This window comes from Roseibium sp. (assembly GCF_048261595.1).
Classification (GTDB): Bacteria; Pseudomonadota; Alphaproteobacteria; order Rhizobiales; family Stappiaceae; genus Roseibium.
Map to the genome: position 1 here is coordinate 399,612 of NZ_JBLXFW010000001.1, position 16,816 is coordinate 416,427.

Genomic DNA, 16,816 nt, shown 5'->3' on the forward strand with positions numbered 1-16,816 from the left:
GCCATGAGCAAGACGATCATCTGCGAACCGCTGACGGCTGAAGCCTTCCTCGCTTTTGGCGAGGTTCTCGAAGCCACGGGCGAACCGGACAAGATCATCAACCAGGGCCTGTGCGGCCGATTCCACGACCGCGCAGCGCTGGACTTCACGGGTGATGACGCGCGCGCCGGCATCAGCCTGTTCAAGTCCGAGAAACGGGAGCTGCCCTACCGGCTCGAGATGGTCGAGCGTCACCCGCTGGGCAGCCAGGCCTTTATTCCGATGACGCTGGAACCCTTTCTGGTCATCACATGTCCCGACGAGGACGGAAAGCCGGGAACCCCACGGGCCTTCCTCACCTCTGCAGGGCAAGGGATCAACTTCCACCGCGGCACCTGGCACGGAGTTCTGACGCCACTCAGCGAACCCGGCCTGTTTGCCGTCATCGACCGGATCGGTGAAGGCAACAATCTGGAAGAGTTCTGGTTTGAAGCGCCATATCTGGTGAAACCGGGGCCGTGAACGCCAGATCCCGCGATCGGAAGACCCTATCATTCTCGCAGCGAAGGGCCTTCTTTACCGCTTTGGGGCCGACTTTCCTGCATCGTCTTATTCTTTGCTTAGCCAAGGTTCACGAAACCCGCCTTTCGAGCGCCTATTTCAAGCCAAAATCGAGGGAATCCGAAATCGGCGCCCGTTCTCAAACGTAGATTCTCCCGTCAGGCCACCTCGGCCACTAGGAGAAGAACAAATGTTCAAGCTGATTGCACATGCAGCCGCCGTTTCAACGCTGCTCGCCCTCTCGTCCACTTCGTCATTTTCTGCGGGCCACGAAACTCCCACGGTAAAGGCGATGGACCAGAACGTTTCGTCCGGCACGGTCACCGCAGCGACGATCGTCTCTCCCGCCGATGGCTGGCTTGTGGTTCATCGTACCGATGCATCCGGAAAACCCGGAGCCGTTGTCGGCCACGCGGCTGTCATGCATGGAAACAACGAAAACGTCACCGCAACCCTGACCGAGGACGTCAAGCCGGGAGACATGCTCATGCTCATGCTCCATGGCGAGGCAGGCGGCATGACCGCCGGTACGTTCGAGTACACACTTGGCGCCAAGGAAGACGGCCCGGTCAAGGTCGACGGCAAGCTGGTGATGAGCACGATTACTGCGCAGTGAGCGTCACTGACTTCCAGATGATCAAGGCGGCCCTCGGCCGCCTTGACTTGTTTTAAAGCCCTCTCAAGTCCCTCATGCGCTCGCCACAGCCGTTTCGTCGGCGTCAGTCGGACCCTTCGCCCGCTTCGGGGGACGCACCCTGAAGAAAAGGGCATAAAGAACAGGTGTTGCGATGAGGGTCAGGACCGTTGCGAAGGCAAGCCCTCCCATGATGGTCACCGCCATTCCCCGGAAGAAGGCGTCATAAAGGAGCGGCGCCATGCCGAGGATCGTGGTTATTGCCGCCAGCATGACAGGCCTCATACGCGACACGCTTGCATCCACGATGGCATCATACTTGTCCCTGCCCTCGCTGATGAGCAGATCGATCTCCTCGAGCAGGACGATAGCGTTCTTGATCAGCATGCCGGAGAGCGACAGGAAGCCGAGCAGCGACATGAAGCCGAAGGGCGTGTCGGTTCCAAGCAGCGCCAACGCCACGCCATTGATCGACATGGGTACCATGAGCCAGATGATCAGCGGCTGACGGACTGCACCGAACAGCAGGATCGAAATGATCAGCATGATCAGGAAGCCGAGCGGCAGCTGTGCCCCCAGAGATGCCTGTGCGTCGCGGGTGCTCTCGAATTCGCCGCCCCATTCCAGCTTATAACCTGGAGGCAGCTCCAATGCCTCGATCTGGGGACGCACGCGCGCCAATGCTGAAGCTGCGGTTTCCTTGCCCGTGGTTTCCGCCTTGACGGTCAGTGTCCGGACACGGTTCAGACGGTGGATCAAGGTGTCCTGCGGCTCCATCTGGAAGCTGGAGACAATCTGGTCGACCGGGACATAACGGCTCTGGCTGGTGCTCCAGACCAACGTGTCATTGAGGGTCTCGGTAGGCGAGACACCGTCCTGCCGAGCCTTGCGGGCAATGATCGGGATGCCCTCGTCTCCGTCCCGGTAGCTCCCGGCCCGAACCCCGTCCGTCGCGAATTTCAGCGACTGCGACAGGTCCTGGCGGGTAATTCCGGAAATCCGCGCCCGATCCTCGTCAAACAAAGGACGCACCACCAGCTCGCGCTGACGCCAGTCGGTTCGAACGTCACCCAGCTTGTTGTCTGCCTGGCTGAAGATGGCCTGCGCCTTGTCGCCCAGCATCTTCAGGATGTCTGCATCGGGGCCCGAGAACCTTGCCTCGATCTTCGCACCGCCGCCTGGGCCGAAAACCAGGCGCTTGGTCATGATCTGGGCATCGGGGAATTGACTGCTGAAGCGATCACGCAGTTCAAGCGCCAATGCGTCGATGTCATCGCGGCTGCCCGTGCGAATGATCATGTGGCCATAGGACGGGTTTGCCGATTCCGGCGCGTAGGTGAGCATGAAACGGGTCGCGCCACGTCCGGCGTAGGTCGTCACCGTCTCGACGCGCTCGTCTGCCAGAACAACCGCCTCCATGGCCTTGAGATCCCGCTCGGTCGCGCGAATATCCGTGCCCTGCGGTGCCCAGTAATGCACATAAAAGATGGGCGTGTTGCTGTCGGGAAAGAAAGCCTGTTTCACGTTGCCGAAGCTGATGACGCAGGCAACCGTGATGCCGACAAGGGCGGCAACGGTCAGCAAGCGCGCATGCAGGGATCCGACCAAAAACATGCGGTAGAACCTGTAGAGGTTCCCCTTGTAGGGATCGGCCTCGTCGCCGGCTGCCGTGGTCTTGAAGAAATACTTGCCGAACAGCGGTGTGACCGTGACGGCGAAAACCCAGGACAGAAGGAGCGAGATGCCGATCACGGCAAAGAGCGAAAACAGGAATTCTCCGGTCGCATCCGGTGACAGTCCGATGCCGGAGAAGGCCATGATGCCGATGACCGTTGCACCCAGGAGCGGCCACTTCGTCTGGCTGACGACCTGGCTTGCGGCGGGGATCGCCTTCTGGCCCCGATGCATGTTGATCATCATGCCTTCGGCCACGACGATGGCATTGTCGACGAGCATGCCCATGGCGATGATCAGAGCACCAAGTGAAATGCGCTCCATCTCGATGGCGAAGATGCGCATGAAGAGAACCGTTGCCATGACGGTCAGCAACAGGACCGTACCGACGACGATGCTCGCACGCCAGCCCATGAAGATGCAAAGGACACCGATAACGATCACGACCGACATGGCGAGGTTGACGATGAAGCCATTGACCGACTCGTCAACCACCATGTTCTGCTCGTAGATCGGGTGAAGCTCCATGCCGACCGGCAGGTTCTCCTCGATTTCTGCAAGCTTCGCCTTTACCCGGGCTCCGACGTCGACGATGTTGGTACCATCGATCTGCGAAACCCCGAGCGTGACTGCATTCTGGCCATCGTGGCGGATCTGCAGGTCCGGTTCTTCCGGTTCGCCCAGTTCCAGCGTCGCGATGTCGGAAAGACGGATCATCGCAGTCGACCCGGGTTTGCCGACGACAAGGTCCCTGATCGTATCGTATTGATCGAAGGCAGATGCCGTCATCAGGCGGATCCGCTTGTCGCCCGAAAGACCCGAACCGTTGGTCTGGATCGCGTTTTCTGCGGCCAGAACAGACGCGATATCGTTCAGGGAAATGCCGAGCCCCGCCATCTTCTCCTGGGATACGTTCAGGTAGATATTGTCTTCCGGCTCGCCTGCAACCTCGACTTTGCCGACGCCTTCGACGGTTAGAAGCTCCCGGCGGATCTGTTTGACCGTCTGGCGGATTTCGCGCCGGGTGTAGCCGTCGGCGGTGAATGCATAGTACAGCCCGAACACATCGCCGAAACTGTCATAGACCAGTGGCGCGCGGACACCGTCCGGCAGGTTCCGGACCTCGTCGTTGACCTTTCGGCGCAGCTCGTCCCAGACCTGGGGAAGTTCGGTACCGTCATAGGTCGGCTTGATCTCGACCTCGATGCGCGACAGGCCTGGTTGGGACACCGACGTGATCTTTTCCAGCTGGGGCATCTGCTGGATGGCCGTTTCCAGCTTCTCGGTGACCTCGGTCTCCACTTCGGTGGCCGTCGCCCCGGGGTAAGCGGTAATGACCTGCGCCTGCTTGATGGTGAAGGCCGGGTCTTCCAGTCGTCCGACCGTGCTCAGACCCCAGAGTCCGCCGAACAGGGCAATGAGCACGATCATCCAGGTGTTGACCGGCTTTTCGATTGAATAACGTGCGATATCCACGAGGTTGGTTCCGTCGTTTGTCGTTGCCGGATCAGGGAAGCGGTCGAATGACCTGGCCGTCGCTCAAATGCGCAGCACCAGCGGCAACGATACGGTCGCCTTGGGCCACACCTTCGGTGACCGGGATAAAATCTCCCATCACGGTACCTACCTTCACAGGCGTCTTGAGCACCTCATTCGAGGCCTCACTCACACGCCAGAGGAAGGTCTGTCCTTCGCCGTCGACGGCCACTGCGCCAGTCGGGACCAGCAAGCTTTCACCCGCTCCGTTTCCGTCTCGCCGAAGTTTGGCGATGACGGCTGCCGTCATACCCGGATAGATACGTGCGCCAGGATCTCTGGGCATGGCAAGCGTAACCCGATAGGTCTGGGTGACCGGATCCACTTCCGTGGAGTGCTCGCGGTATTCCAGCGGGAAGGTTCGGCCCGAGATCGACGGGAACTCCGCATGAAGCGATGCAACCTGGTTTTCGGAGACCTTGGCAAACAGAGCCTCTGGAACGTTGATGTCGATCTGGACTTCCGAGACATCCTGAAGCCTCACCACGGCGGTTCCGACACTCACCGTCGTGAAGCTGTCGACCAGTCGCCGGGTCACGATGCCATCGAACGGCGCATGGATCTCGGTGTATTCAAGGTTCTGCTCGGCAGCCGCCAGCGCCTCGACTGCGAGGTCATATTCGTTCTTCTGGTCGTCGTAGCTCTTTTCCGAGATGACGGACCGGTTCTTCAGAGTTTCAAGACGCTCAAGGTCCTGACGCGCCTGATTCAGACGGAGCTCTGCCTCCCGAACAGCACGTTCATAATCGGTGGGAACCAGCTTGGCGATGAGATCGCCCTTCTTCACTTCCTGGCTTTCCAGGATGGCAAGGTTGGAAAGCTTACCCGCAACCTGGAAAGACAGATCGACCGTCTGGACAGCCTCGACACGGCCGGTAAAGCGGCGCGAAAGCATCCCGATCTCGTCGGAAACCGTGAACACCTTCGCCGGACGCGGCTTTGCATTGAGCGCTGCTTCGGCATCCGCGAGAGGATCGGGCGCCTCACCCTGGCAGGCACCGACGAGCATGGCCAAAAGGAGCGCAGGAACGAACTTTCGCCCTGGACTTGCATGGACTGACATCATTGTCGGGACTTTCCGTTCTGATTGGTTTCGCGGTCGGCAAGACGGCCTCTGAGCTCGTTTAAGATGACCCTCCGGTCCTCATCCGAATGCACAGAAACCCCATGCGCCGTTGAAAAATGAATGCCCTCGAGTGCGGCCCAAATCGCCATATCCCGAGGTCGATCTGATGTTTCGGCCTCGATTTGCAGCTTGAGGCGGCGCTTGAGCTCAAGGAAGGGTTCGATATGCCCTGCGTCGCACAGGGTGGTCACAAGCATGGCGCGCGCTACGGTGCTCTCGCGCTGGACCCAGCTCTCTGTCACATCGATCATGCCCATCACGGTCGGGCTGTCGCTTTCGGGGTAGCCGGCACGCGCCGTCTCTATGTCCTGCGAGAACCGATCGGCAAGCAGCTGCACCATCGCGCGGATCAGCGCATCCTTGGTGGGGAAATTATAAAGCACTCCCCCCTTGGAGAAGCCGCTCTTCTCGGCAACTGCATCAATCGTGAGACTGAACGCGCCGGAGCTACGGACGAGGTCCAGTGCGGCGTCGAGGATTTCGATGCGCGAAGACTGAGATTTCTGCTGCAGGGGCATTGCTTGCTTGTCCGGTGACGACGGAATCCGGGAATATCGGAATTACACTAATGCGTTTACATATACCGTCCAGCCGGTACAGACAAGCATGAAAAATGGCGACATTACAGCTGCTTGCGCAGAACGAAAAAGCCCGCCGGTTGTGGCGGGCTTTGTCAGACCGTCGACGATCGACCGATTGATCGCCTAACGAATATCGTCTCAGAAACAGAAAGAGATCAGGCAGCTGCCTCGGCTTCGGCTGCCGCTTCTTCCGCAGCAATCCTCTCGGCCTCGCGCTCGGCGGCGGCGAGGTTATCGGCGAACTCAATATACTGCTTCCCGGGCATGGGCGCGGCGAAATAGTAGCCCTGCGCCGCGGTAACACCGAGCTCGCGCAGGCGTTCGATCTGTTCTTCCTGCTCCACCCCTTCAGCGATGATGCCCATGCCGAGATTATCCGCGAGCTCGACCATTGAATCGACGATCGTGGTTGAGCTGTCGTCATCGCCGATCGCATCAATGAACATCTTGTCGATCTTGATGATATCGATGCCCAGCTTCTGCAGGTACGCCATGCCCCCGTGACCGGTCCCGACGTCATCGAGCGCGACACGCACGCCAAGTGCCTGCAATTCGGCGATGATCTTGCGGGCCAGTTCCAGGTCTTCCAACGGATAGCGCTCGGTGACTTCCACGACGATCTGCTGGAAGGATATGTCGGAATTTTCGTAGATCGACTTGATGTCGCTGACGACCTCCCGGTTTCTGAAGTGCCCGGCAAACAGATTGATCGACAACTTGAGATCCGGATTGTCCAGGTGCATCTGACCCACTTCCTCGCAGGTCTGCGCCATGATGTGCCGGGTCATGTCGAAGATGTGACCATGCCGCTCGGCATATTCCATGAACTGGCCCGGCGAGACGATCATGCCATTCGGGCGGCGCCAGCGCATCAGCACCTCGCAGCCACGTAATTTGCCGGTCTCGATGTCCATGACCGGCTGATAATAGGGAATGAACTCGCCGTTGCGGATGGCTGCGATGAAGTCGTCGTGCGCTTCGCTTTCAGGACGCCAGGAGAACCAGACGCCGATCGCGACGAAAAGAAGCGCAAAGGCGGCGCAAGCGGTTGCCGCAATGACCTTCAGGTCATGAACCATGTGGATCGCCGCGGATCGTGGGGCAACGATCGTCGCTTCAAGCGGATAACGCCCTGAACTGATCTTTACGACGATAGCGTTGTCCGGGTTCGAACTCTCGGAATTATAGCCGCCGGTCGCGTACCACAGGATATCGTTGCCGAGACGCAGCTCGGCCCGGCGATAGGCACGCAGATACTCGGGTCCCGGATCGGCCGAGATGGCGGCGGGCGTTACCTCTGCGAAAAGACGATAGCCGTTACGCAGATCCCAACTCACGACGCCGACACGTGCGCCCATGAAACTGCGATCGAGCATACCAATGCCGACAAGGGGACCATCCGGGCGCAGCATTGGAAGGATGGCCTCCCCGCTGAGTTCCATGTCCGGAACGATGCACATGCGCTTGCCGTCGCGATCGACCAGGCCGATGGCGTCGATGTAACCGGTTTCGGAAATCACGCGCTGGAAGAGCGCGCGGTCTTCCATGTCGCACGTTTGGATATCGTCCCGATCGAGACGCTGAAGAGCGGTAACGGTCTCGCTGATGGCGTTGTCGGCCCGCTGAATATAACGGTCCGCCATGGCGGTCATTTCCGCCTTGGCCTGACTTTCTGCATATTGATTGAGGATCATATTCGCGACGAACAGCGGCGCTGTCGCAAGCACAAGGGCGATCGCCACCGCGCGCAAGAATATGATGTATCGCTGTGTCACCAGGGGCCCTGTCGGTGAATAAACTCTTTAGGACATTGGGCCAAAGCCGTAAACAAGCACTGAACAACGCACCTCTTTTGCCAAGGGCCGGAGTGCAGACCTGTCGGATTTTCACAGCCTGCGGCATAGTCGGTGTAACAATGACGCGATTGGCACCTCCGGGGGGACGCAAATGCAGGCACTTTTCATCGGCCAGGCCTATATCGACGTGACCTTCCTTACCGACGTCATGCCGACAGGCGACGAGAAGGCGATCGCGCGGGACTACGCCATCAGCTTCGGCGGAAATGCTGTCACCGCCGGCTTTTGCTGCGCCAAGCTTGGCGGGAAACCCGACATGCTCTGCTCGGTCGCGGATGACTGGCTCGGCCGTATGTTCCGCGACATGGCCATGCAATACGGGATTACCGTGCACAGCAGGAAAGTGAAGGAATCCTCGCTATCCTTCATCATGCCGCGCAACGGCAAGCGGGCGATTGTCCGCTGCCGCGACGACGACTATCTGCACCCCTTCCCTCCGCTGAACATCTCGGGAATGAAAGCGCTGCATCTGGACGGGCACATGCCTGACGCTGCTCTGCACTACGCAAAGGCATGCCGCGAACAAGGCATCCTGACCTCACTGGACGGCGGCGCCGTGCGGGAGAATACCGATGAACTGCTCAATTTCATCGACGCTGCGGTGGTGTCCGAGCGGTTTTGCGAACAACTCGGCAAAAGCACCGGCGAAACCTTGAACTACCTGCGCTCAAAGGGATGTCCGATCGGCGCTGTAACGCTCGGCGAACGTGGAACCGTCTGGTATCACGGCAACGGTCCGGACCAGGTTTTGCCAGCGCTTGATGTCCCTCTTCGACACGTCGTTGACACGAACGGAGCGGGTGACATTTTTCATGGTGCCTATATCGCTTCCTATATCCAGCACCCCGAGAGGCAGTGGGCTGACCATCTGAAGTTTGCCCGCGGTGCGTCTACCCATTCCATCCAGCACCTCGGCAACGAAAACAGCCTTCCGACACTTGAGGATATTCAGACAGCCATTGCCACGTTCCCTGAAAAGCGCGTTGCAGAATGACCGGCGACGCCTTGCGCTCGCCCTCAGGCTGTCCCATCGTGGCGAGTGGGCAAGGCTACCGACGAATAGTTTCCCGGAGATCCAGATGACGTTTCAGATTTCAAATTTCCTATCAGCTTCCGCAGCCGCCCTGTTGCTTGGATGCACCTCCCTCGGCGCGGCACATGCCTATGAGCCCACGGGAAATGCCATTGCCGACGCTTTTCTCGAGCTGCTGGAAGCTGAGGAGGGAACCATCGAGAGTTATGGCAGTGTTGAGGGAAGCGATAGAAGCGCTACGATCGAAGACATTCGGCTCGTTCAGGACGAAGGTGAACAGGTCACTGTAACGCTGCAGAAAACAGAACTCTCCGAGGCCCAAAAGCTCGCGAACGGCCGGTTGCAGGTCGGAGCTTTTTCGATTGAAGGGCTCACGCTTGACGGTGATGACGGTTCCCTGGCCATAGAACGTTTTTCTGCCAATGACCTGATCCTTCCGTCTCCCGAGGAGGCATCCTCGAAACACGAAAACGGGCCGATCGCTCCGTCCTACCGAGACCTCGAAATCCTGAACACAGAGGTTTCCGACGAAACCGGCAATGCTGCGCGTGTCGAGCGGATCTTCGTGGCGATCGATGCCATGGACGGAGACCTGCCGACCGCCAGCCGCTTCGCACTCGAAAATGTGGTGATCGACGCGGATGCTGTCGACAGTGAGACGCGCAAGTCCCTCTCCGATCTGGGGTACGAGAGCGTGACGCTATCCATCACAGGGGCCGCGAACTGGGACCCGACCGCAGAAACGGCTGTGGTGGACGATGTGCGCATCTCGGGACCGGAAATCGGCACGCTCCAGATGTCCTTGAGGCTCGGAGGCTTATCACGCTCCGTCATAGCCGAACTCAACAAGAACCAGGATGATCCGGAGAGTGCCCTTGCCCTGCTTCAGGGTGTGACCGTCGAGGCAATCAGCATACGCCTTGATAACGACAGTCTGGTTGAACGCGTGCTCGACATGCAGGCGAAAGAGGCGGGAACGGACCGGGCTGGCATCGTGGCACAGATCGAAGGCGGGCTGCCCTTCATGCTCGCAATTCTGCAAAATCCGGAATTCCAGACCAAGGTGTCGACATCCCTCACCAGCTTCCTGCGTGATCCGAAGAGCCTGTCGATCGCAGCGTCCCCTGCATCGCCGGTTCCGGTTGCACAGATCATGGGTACCGTAATGCTTGCGCCGCAGACCCTGCCCCAGGTGCTGGGCATCGCGATTTCGGCGAACGACTGACAAAGATGCATCGGCAAATGCGGTATTCCGCGTTTGCCGGAACGGCGGAGGAACCCATGCAAACCGGCAATTCTCGAATTCGAGCTTCGCTCCGGCGCGTCGCATTTGCGAGCACGCTGGCAGTTGGTGCACTCGTCGGCCAGATGACCCTACCGACCTGGGCGCAGGGAACCTCCGCTTCGCCCGCGTCGCAGGAAAAGGGTCAATTTGCTGAAACCCCCGCTGCAAGGCTCCTGAGTGACTGGATTGCTTCCCTGAACGAGAAACAAGGCGTTACGGCGTCCGTCGGTGAAATCTTGCCGGGAGACCGCAGATCGGTCATCTCGGCTCAAAATGGCCGCATTGCCTTCTCAATTCCGTCCGCTTTTCTTTCGGGTGCCACGCAGGTCGAGGCCGTCATCGAATTCCCCCTGGTCGAGATCGATGGACTGCGCTCATCGGGAGATCTCTACCTTGCCGACAGTATAAGCTTTCCAGAATCACTCGATATCAAGATCGAGGCACTCGAGCGCGCAACAGACGATACGGACACCACGGCCGCGCCCTCAACGGCGATCCCGAGCCGGTTCGAGATATCCTATGAGGAACTGCTGCTCGAGGGGCTGGCGTTTCCAAAAGAACTACCTATCCCTTCGACCGGATCCCGCCCTTCCGCCACCTTACTCTCCTACCTCGATGCCATGCGGAAGGTCGCGCTTGCTCGCGCATTTGTCTCGCAGGCTACGGCGAGCAGCAAAAGCGGCATGGGGATTGCCAGCTCGTTCGTCTATGAAGACATGGCGCTTATTGGTCTTGCAGACGGTCGTATTTCAGAGCAGAGCGTCGGACGGGTCCGCGTGATCGAAGAACTTCCGGACGCCTCGCACCCCACAAGCAAGGTCGACATCACATTCGATGGCGTCATTCTGCGCGGCTTCGACATGGTGCCTCTCATGGCACTCCTCGGTGGGCATGCGGAGGCAGGGCGCAATGTGCTTCTGGACCGGGAGGAATTCACCGGTCTTTCCTTCTCGCAGGATGGTGTAACAGGCACCATCCGCAATATCCTGTTTGAGGATATCTCTGTCACTGATCTCTCGCCCCTTCGGTTCACGGAATTGCTGGACCGGGATGCGGCAGGCGACAAGGTGGATGAAGATGAGCTGGGTGTGGCCGCGCTCGAGGCCATCGGCAGGTTCCGCCTGGGACGTTTCGAACTCGGGGACCTGGATGTAACGACATCCGATGGAAACGGTTCGTTGCGCCGCGTTCTCGTCCGAGACCTGACGGGAGGTGGTTTGAGCGAAGTCTCCTTCGACGGGTTGAATATTGCCGCCACCGACGGCAGCCAAATCGTCATCGACCATGCAGGCATCACTCAGGTTGCCCTTCCACCTCTGGGCGCCCTCCTTGCTTTGGACAACAACGCTGAACCAACAACGGACCAGATTCTGGCCGTGATGCCCACAATCGGCAAGATGCTCGCCAGCGCAGTCGACGTCACCGCACCGTCAGATCTCGTTCCGGGAACCACGCCCGGAGAACAGCTCCGTAGCGGCATCTCGCTGATCGAGATCGTGCAAGGCGGCTTTGTCTCGAACATCCCGACACGGACCTCCGTCATTGTCGACGGTGTCACCTTGCCGACAAGCCACGTCGAGGACCCTTCTCTCAGAACCATCCTGGAGGGCCTTGACCTGCAGGAAATCGAAATCAATCACGCCTTGAGCGTGAAATGGGACCCGGAGAGCCTGGACCTGACGATTTCAAATGCGTCGATACATGTTCTGGAGGGCGGCACTGCTTCGCTGTCGCTCACGCTCGGCAATGTTCCTCGGAGCCTGTTCACCACGCCTCAGCTCGCCGAGATCGCGCTGGCCGGGGCTACCGTCAAGTCCGGCGCCATCCGGCTTCGCGGAGGCGCGCTCTTGAATGCACTGCTTGATGAGCAGGCAAGTACAGCCGGCGTTTCGCGGGAGCTCTTTGCCGAAGGATTGACGGAAGCGGCTCGCGGAGAGCTTGCAATTTTCGCGGGATCGCCGTTCGAGGCCAGCCTGATCGCAGCGCTGCGCAGCTTCTTTCAGGATCCGGACGAGATCGAGGTAGAGCTCGCGCCCGCCACACCGGTCCCCGTGACGGAACTGCTCGGCATGGCCCTCAGCGCCCCGCAGGCCATCCCCGACCGTCTAGGTGTCCGTGTCGTCACAGCTCAATAGTCTGAAGACCTTGAGAGCATACTGCGCATAAGCTGGCGTGTGAGCGTTAGCTTGCCTTCTTGTCCACGCCCTGGAACTGCAACTCACACAGCCGGCGATAGATGCCGTCGGCGTCATAGAGGCTCGCATGGGTGCCGTGTTCGATACGGCGCCCTCTGTCCATGACGTGGATCTCGTCCGCATCACGAACCGTTGAGAGCCGGTGCGCGATGACCAGCGTCGTGCGGCCTTTCATAAGGCGGGCCAACGCCGACTGGACCTTGGCTTCGGATTCGGCATCGAGAGCGGAAGTTGCTTCGTCGAGCAGAAGGATTGGGGCGTTGCGGAGCATCGCGCGCGCAATTGCAATACGCTGGCGCTGACCTCCAGACAGGTTTCCGCCGCCCTCTCCCGCGAAAGCCCCATACCCCCCCGGCAACTCAAGAATGAAGTCATGGGCATTGGCGTCCTTGGCCGCCTGAACGATCTCCTCGTCGCTTGCTTCGGGGCGACCGACTGCAATGTTGTCACGCAAGGATCCGTCAAACAGGAAGGTGTCCTGGGTCACCATGGCAATCTGATCACGCAGAGAGCTCAGCGTGACTTCCGAAATGTCCTGACCATCGATGAGTACCTTGCCCTTCTGCGGATCGTAGAAGCGTTCGATGAGACTGAACAAAGTCGATTTTCCGGCCCCCGACGCTCCAACAAGGGCAGCAGTCTTGCCGGCGGCAGCCGTCAGTGTCAGACCGTTGAGCGCAGCGCTTTCACCGTAGGCAAAATGGACGTTCTCGAAACGGATTTCACCGGCCGTGACTTCAAGGGCCCGCGCTCCGGGCTTTTCCTGAAGCTGGGGCACGTCGTCGACCAGCTCGTACATCAATCGCACGCCAACGAGACTGTTGTTGAGATTCACCTGCAGCCGGGCAAGACGGCGCGCAGGATCATAGGCCATCAACAATGCGGCAATGAACGAGAAGAACGCACCAGGATCCTGCCCGCGTTCGACGACCGAATAGCCGCCATAGAGGATCACCATGGCAATCGCGAAACCGCCGAGAGTGTCCATCAGCGGCGACGTGCGCGCGGTCAGGGAAACGATCTTGTTGGACTGATGCTCGACGTCAGAGACCGCGGTGTCCATGCGGACAGACATTCTCTTCTCGACGCCGAAGGCCTTCACGACCCGGATACCGCGTATCGTTTCCTGAAGCGCAGACATGATCTGGGTGTTGGAGACGAACTGTTTCTTCGCGTATTTCTTGACCCGCTTGATGAGTGTGCCAACCCCAAGTACCGCAGGCGGCATGATCACCAGTGAAATCATGCTGAGCAGCGGGTCCTGAACGATCATCACGACAATCAGGGCCAGGACGGTCAGGACATCCCGGCCAAGAGCCGTCACGACGAGATCGATCACTGCGCGAGTGTCGCCAGCACCACGGCCAATACGTACCGCGATGTCGCCAAAGGAAGTCTTGTCGAAATAGGACATGTCCTGCTGGAGCAGACGGGCAAAGAGCTTGCACTGAAGCTTGGCGACGATAGCGTTGCCAATGCGCCCCAGGACGACCATCTGGCCATAGGCCGAGCAGCCCTTGATCGAAAAGATCACCATCACAGCAAAAGCGATCAAGTAGACCGCATCGCCATCCTTGTTGACGAAGACCTCGTTGATGACGTCCTTCAGGATCCAGACGCTTGCTGCGGTGGATGCCGCCACCAGTCCCATGAAGACGAAAGCCAGGATGTAACGGCTGGTGTACTCGCGGGCATTTTCGCGGATCAGGCGCCCCACAAGCTGAATGGTTCCGTCCGGATCCGTCACGATCTGCCACTGCGCAGGATTGAGCAAAGCTGTCTCTTTCAAGTCATTACGACCGTTCGCCCTTTATATTCCAAGGGCCGGCTTTCCGGCGAACGGTGACATCCTTCCACCGGAAAAGGTTCGCCGTTCATATAACCAGAACAGACGTCAGATGCCAGCGCGACCCGGCGACACACCGCCGGGTGCATTTGTCCGAACCAAACGCGATCAGGCGTCCGGCAGGTTCAGGCGCAAATGAAGTTCGCGCAGCTGTTCCTTGGTGGGCTCGCTCGGAGCTCCCATCATCAGGTCTTCCGCCTTCTGGTTCATCGGGAACATGATGACTTCGCGGATGTTGGCTTCATCTGCCAGCAGCATGACCATACGGTCGATACCGGCAGCGCAGCCGCCATGCGGAGGGGCGCCGTACTGGAACGCCGTGACCATGCCGCCGAAGCGCTTTTCGACCTCATCCTTGCCATAGCCGGCAATTTCAAAGGCCTTGTACATGATCTCCGGCTTGTGGTTCCGGATCGCGCCGGAAACCAGCTCATGACCGTTGCAGGCCAGGTCGTACTGGTAGCCGCGTACGTCGAGCGGATCACCATTCAGAGCGTCCAGGCCACCCTGCGGCATGGAGAACGGATTGTGCTCGAAGTCGATGTCACCGGTTTCCTCGTCCTTGGCATAGATCGGGAAATCGACGATCCAGGCGAATTCGAACCGGTTCATGTCGGTGAGACCAAGTTCCTCGCCGATGATGACACGGGCCTTGGAGGCGACACGCTCGAAGCTCTTCGGCTTGCCGCCGAGGAAGAAGGCTGCATCGCCCTCTTCAAGGCCAAGCTGCACGCGAATGGCTTCCGTGCGCTCCGGTCCAATGTTCTTGGCAAGAGGACCGGCTGCTTCGGTGGTGCCGTCTTCGGCCTTGCGCCAGAAAATGTAGCCCATGCCCGGCAGGCCTTCGCCCTGCGCGAACTTGTTCATGCGGTCGCAGAACTTGCGGCTGCCGCCCTTGGGTGCCGGAATGGCGCGGATTTCCGTGCCTTCCTGCTCCAGAAGGTTTGCAAAGATGGCAAAGCCCGAACCGGCGAAATGCTCGGAGACAACCTGCATCTTGATCGGATTGCGCAGGTCCGGCTTGTCGGTGCCGTACCAGAGCGCTGCATCCTTGTAGGAGATCTGCGGCCAGATGCGGTTGACCGGACGGCCGCCACCGAATTTCTCGAAACATCCTGCGATGACCGGCTCGATCGTGTCGAAGATGTCCTGCTGGGTGACGTAGGACATCTCCATGTCGAGCTGGTAGAAGTCGGTCGGCGAGCGATCGGCGCGCGGATCTTCATCGCGGAAGCAGGGCGCGATCTGGAAGTACTTGTCGAAGCCCGACACCATGATCAGCTGCTTGAACTGCTGTGGAGCCTGGGGCAGCGCGTAGAACTTGCCCGGGTGCAGACGGGACGGCACCAGGAAGTCGCGTGCGCCTTCCGGAGAGGATGCCGTGATGATCGGCGTCTGGAACTCGTTGAAGCCGATGTCCCACATGCGCTGACGAAGATCGGCGACGACCTTCGAGCGCAGGATGATGTTGTTGTGCAGCTTCTCCCGGCGAAGATCGAGATAGCGGTATTTGAGGCGCACTTCCTCGGGGTAGTCGAGGTCACCGAACACCGGCAGCGGCAATTCCTTGGCCGCGCCGAGGACTTCCATGTCACGAATGAAGATCTCGACTTCACCTGTCGCGATTTCCGGGTTGATTGTCTCGTCGGTGCGCTTCTTCACCTCGCCGTCGATACGGATACACCATTCGGAGCGAACCGTTTCGGCGAGCTTGAAGGCGGCTGAGTCGGGATCGATCACACACTGCGTCATGCCGTAGTGATCGCGCAGGTCGATAAACAGCAGACCACCGTGATCTCGCACGCGATGAACCCAACCGGACAGGCGAACGGTTTCGCCAACATGGGTTGCGCGCAGGTCGCCGCACGTATGGCTACGGTAGGGATGCATGTAGTCCTCGACAGGTTCGAAAAGCCAATAGAATGTCGTCACGCCCGGCGCAGAACCGGACACGTTGGCTGGAAAAGCCACGTCAGCGGGGCAAAGTCAAGGGAAAGCCGGGCCTCGCCACGTCTCACCCCCACTGAAGGTAAAGCGTCTCGCATTTTCAGGCTCGCAAGGTCAAGCCGAGCTTCAAGGCAACCGCGAAATGTCAGCCTCTGGTCTGACGCTCGATCAGGAATTCTCGAGACCATTCCTCGAGCTGATCCAGAATGGGCCTGAGCCGCTGCCCCTGGGGACTCAGGCTGTATTCCACCTTGGGCGGGACCTGCGCATAGACGTGACGTTCGATTATCCCATTCTCTTCAAGCTCACGCAGCTGCTTTGTCAGCATTCTCTGGGAGATGGCCGGGACCATTCGGTGCAGCTCGTTGAAGCGCATCGTCTTCCTGCAGATACACCACAGGATCATGCCCTTCCATTTCCCCCCGATCATGCCGAGAGCCGTCTCGGTTGGGCAGAATAGCGGATCGATAGGGTTGCTGCTTGCCATCAGGACAGCTCCATTAGTTACTTTTTTGTCGGTATAGGCCAAAATATTGCGTACTAGTCAATATATCATGCGCTTC

Annotated in this window: 12 protein-coding genes; 5 read left to right on the forward strand and 7 right to left on the reverse strand. The window is 59.3% G+C overall.

The window, feature by feature from the left end; all coding sequences use genetic code 11:
- Positions 1 to 3 precede the first annotated feature (3 nt).
- Together ACN0SY_RS01750 and ACN0SY_RS01755 are read left to right on the forward strand one after the other, a co-directional pair.
- A complete protein-coding gene (locus tag ACN0SY_RS01750) occupies positions 4 to 501 on the forward strand; it encodes an ureidoglycolate lyase (protein WP_417684039.1) in 498 nt (165 codons plus the stop codon).
- A gap of 229 nt (positions 502 to 730) precedes the next feature.
- The gene (locus ACN0SY_RS01755; protein ID WP_417684040.1) at positions 731 to 1,156 is read left to right on the forward strand and encodes a hypothetical protein; all 426 of its coding nucleotides are present in this window, start codon (positions 731 to 733) and stop codon (positions 1,154 to 1,156) included.
- Between the two features lie 72 nt (positions 1,157 to 1,228).
- Here the strand turns inward: ACN0SY_RS01755 and ACN0SY_RS01760 are convergent, their stop codons facing one another.
- The 4 genes from ACN0SY_RS01760 to ACN0SY_RS01775 form a co-directional block, all read right to left on the reverse strand.
- The gene (locus ACN0SY_RS01760) at positions 1,229 to 4,324 is read right to left on the reverse strand and encodes an efflux RND transporter permease subunit (RefSeq protein ID WP_417684041.1); all 3,096 of its coding nucleotides are present in this window, start codon (positions 4,322 to 4,324) and stop codon (positions 1,229 to 1,231) included.
- A 31-nt stretch (positions 4,325 to 4,355) separates the two neighbouring features.
- Positions 4,356 to 5,450, reverse strand: a complete 1,095-nt coding sequence (locus tag ACN0SY_RS01765) for an efflux RND transporter periplasmic adaptor subunit (protein ID WP_417684042.1) — start codon at positions 5,448 to 5,450, stop codon at positions 4,356 to 4,358.
- Entirely contained in the window at positions 5,447 to 6,028 is a 582-nt protein-coding gene (locus ACN0SY_RS01770) for a TetR/AcrR family transcriptional regulator (protein WP_417684043.1), read from the reverse strand. Before ACN0SY_RS01770 ends, ACN0SY_RS01765 begins: the two co-directional genes overlap by 4 nt.
- Before the next feature lie 218 nt (positions 6,029 to 6,246).
- Entirely contained in the window at positions 6,247 to 7,866 is a 1,620-nt protein-coding gene (locus ACN0SY_RS01775) for an EAL domain-containing protein (RefSeq protein WP_417684044.1), read from the reverse strand.
- Positions 7,867 to 8,038: 172 nt separating this feature from the next.
- On the opposite strand from ACN0SY_RS01775, the gene ACN0SY_RS01780 reads away from it, so the two are divergent.
- From ACN0SY_RS01780 to ACN0SY_RS01790, 3 genes are all read left to right on the forward strand, one after another.
- Positions 8,039 to 8,941: a sugar kinase gene (locus ACN0SY_RS01780; RefSeq protein WP_417684045.1), complete on the forward strand. Its 903-nt coding sequence runs from the start codon at positions 8,039 to 8,041 to the stop codon at positions 8,939 to 8,941.
- Between the two features lie 85 nt (positions 8,942 to 9,026).
- On the forward strand, positions 9,027 to 10,205 hold the full coding sequence (locus ACN0SY_RS01785; protein WP_417684046.1) for a hypothetical protein: 1,179 nt from the start codon (positions 9,027 to 9,029) through the stop codon (positions 10,203 to 10,205).
- Between the two features lie 56 nt (positions 10,206 to 10,261).
- Positions 10,262 to 12,400 carry a hypothetical protein gene (locus tag ACN0SY_RS01790; RefSeq protein ID WP_417684047.1) on the forward strand — a complete coding sequence of 713 codons (2,139 nt, stop codon included), beginning with the start codon at positions 10,262 to 10,264 and terminating at the stop codon, positions 12,398 to 12,400.
- Between the two features lie 46 nt (positions 12,401 to 12,446).
- Here the strand turns inward: ACN0SY_RS01790 and ACN0SY_RS01795 are convergent, their stop codons facing one another.
- The 3 genes from ACN0SY_RS01795 to ACN0SY_RS01805 all read right to left on the reverse strand — a co-directional run bounded on the left by ACN0SY_RS01795 (position 12,447) and on the right by ACN0SY_RS01805 (position 16,740).
- Entirely contained in the window at positions 12,447 to 14,234 is a 1,788-nt protein-coding gene (locus ACN0SY_RS01795; protein WP_417684048.1) for an ABC transporter ATP-binding protein, read from the reverse strand.
- Between the two features lie 180 nt (positions 14,235 to 14,414).
- Positions 14,415 to 16,196 carry an aspartate--tRNA ligase gene (gene aspS, locus ACN0SY_RS01800; protein WP_417685843.1) on the reverse strand — a complete coding sequence of 594 codons (1,782 nt, stop codon included), beginning with the start codon at positions 16,194 to 16,196 and terminating at the stop codon, positions 14,415 to 14,417.
- 202 nt (positions 16,197 to 16,398) lie between these two features.
- Complete coding sequence (locus ACN0SY_RS01805; RefSeq protein ID WP_417684049.1) at positions 16,399 to 16,740, reverse strand: winged helix-turn-helix transcriptional regulator; 342 nt, start codon at positions 16,738 to 16,740, stop codon at positions 16,399 to 16,401.
- Between the last annotated feature and the right edge of the window lie 76 nt (positions 16,741 to 16,816).

Excerpts from the sequence above, each read along its gene's own strand:
- ACN0SY_RS01750 (WP_417684039.1), top strand. The coding sequence starts at position 4 with ATGAGCAAGACGATCATCTGCGAACCGCTGACGGCTGAAGCCTTCCTC.
- ACN0SY_RS01755 (WP_417684040.1), top strand. The coding sequence starts at position 731 with ATGTTCAAGCTGATTGCACATGCAGCCGCCGTTTCAACGCTGCTCGCC.
- ACN0SY_RS01765 (WP_417684042.1), bottom strand. The coding sequence starts at position 5,450 with ATGATGTCAGTCCATGCAAGTCCAGGGCGAAAGTTCGTTCCTGCGCTC.
- ACN0SY_RS01770 (WP_417684043.1), bottom strand. The coding sequence starts at position 6,028 with ATGCCCCTGCAGCAGAAATCTCAGTCTTCGCGCATCGAAATCCTCGAC.
- ACN0SY_RS01780 (WP_417684045.1), top strand. The coding sequence starts at position 8,039 with ATGCAGGCACTTTTCATCGGCCAGGCCTATATCGACGTGACCTTCCTT.
- ACN0SY_RS01785 (WP_417684046.1), top strand. The coding sequence starts at position 9,027 with ATGACGTTTCAGATTTCAAATTTCCTATCAGCTTCCGCAGCCGCCCTG.
- ACN0SY_RS01790 (WP_417684047.1), top strand. The coding sequence starts at position 10,262 with ATGCAAACCGGCAATTCTCGAATTCGAGCTTCGCTCCGGCGCGTCGCA.
- aspS (WP_417685843.1), bottom strand. The coding sequence starts at position 16,196 with ATGCATCCCTACCGTAGCCATACGTGCGGCGACCTGCGCGCAACCCAT.
- ACN0SY_RS01805 (WP_417684049.1), bottom strand. The coding sequence starts at position 16,740 with ATGGCAAGCAGCAACCCTATCGATCCGCTATTCTGCCCAACCGAGACG.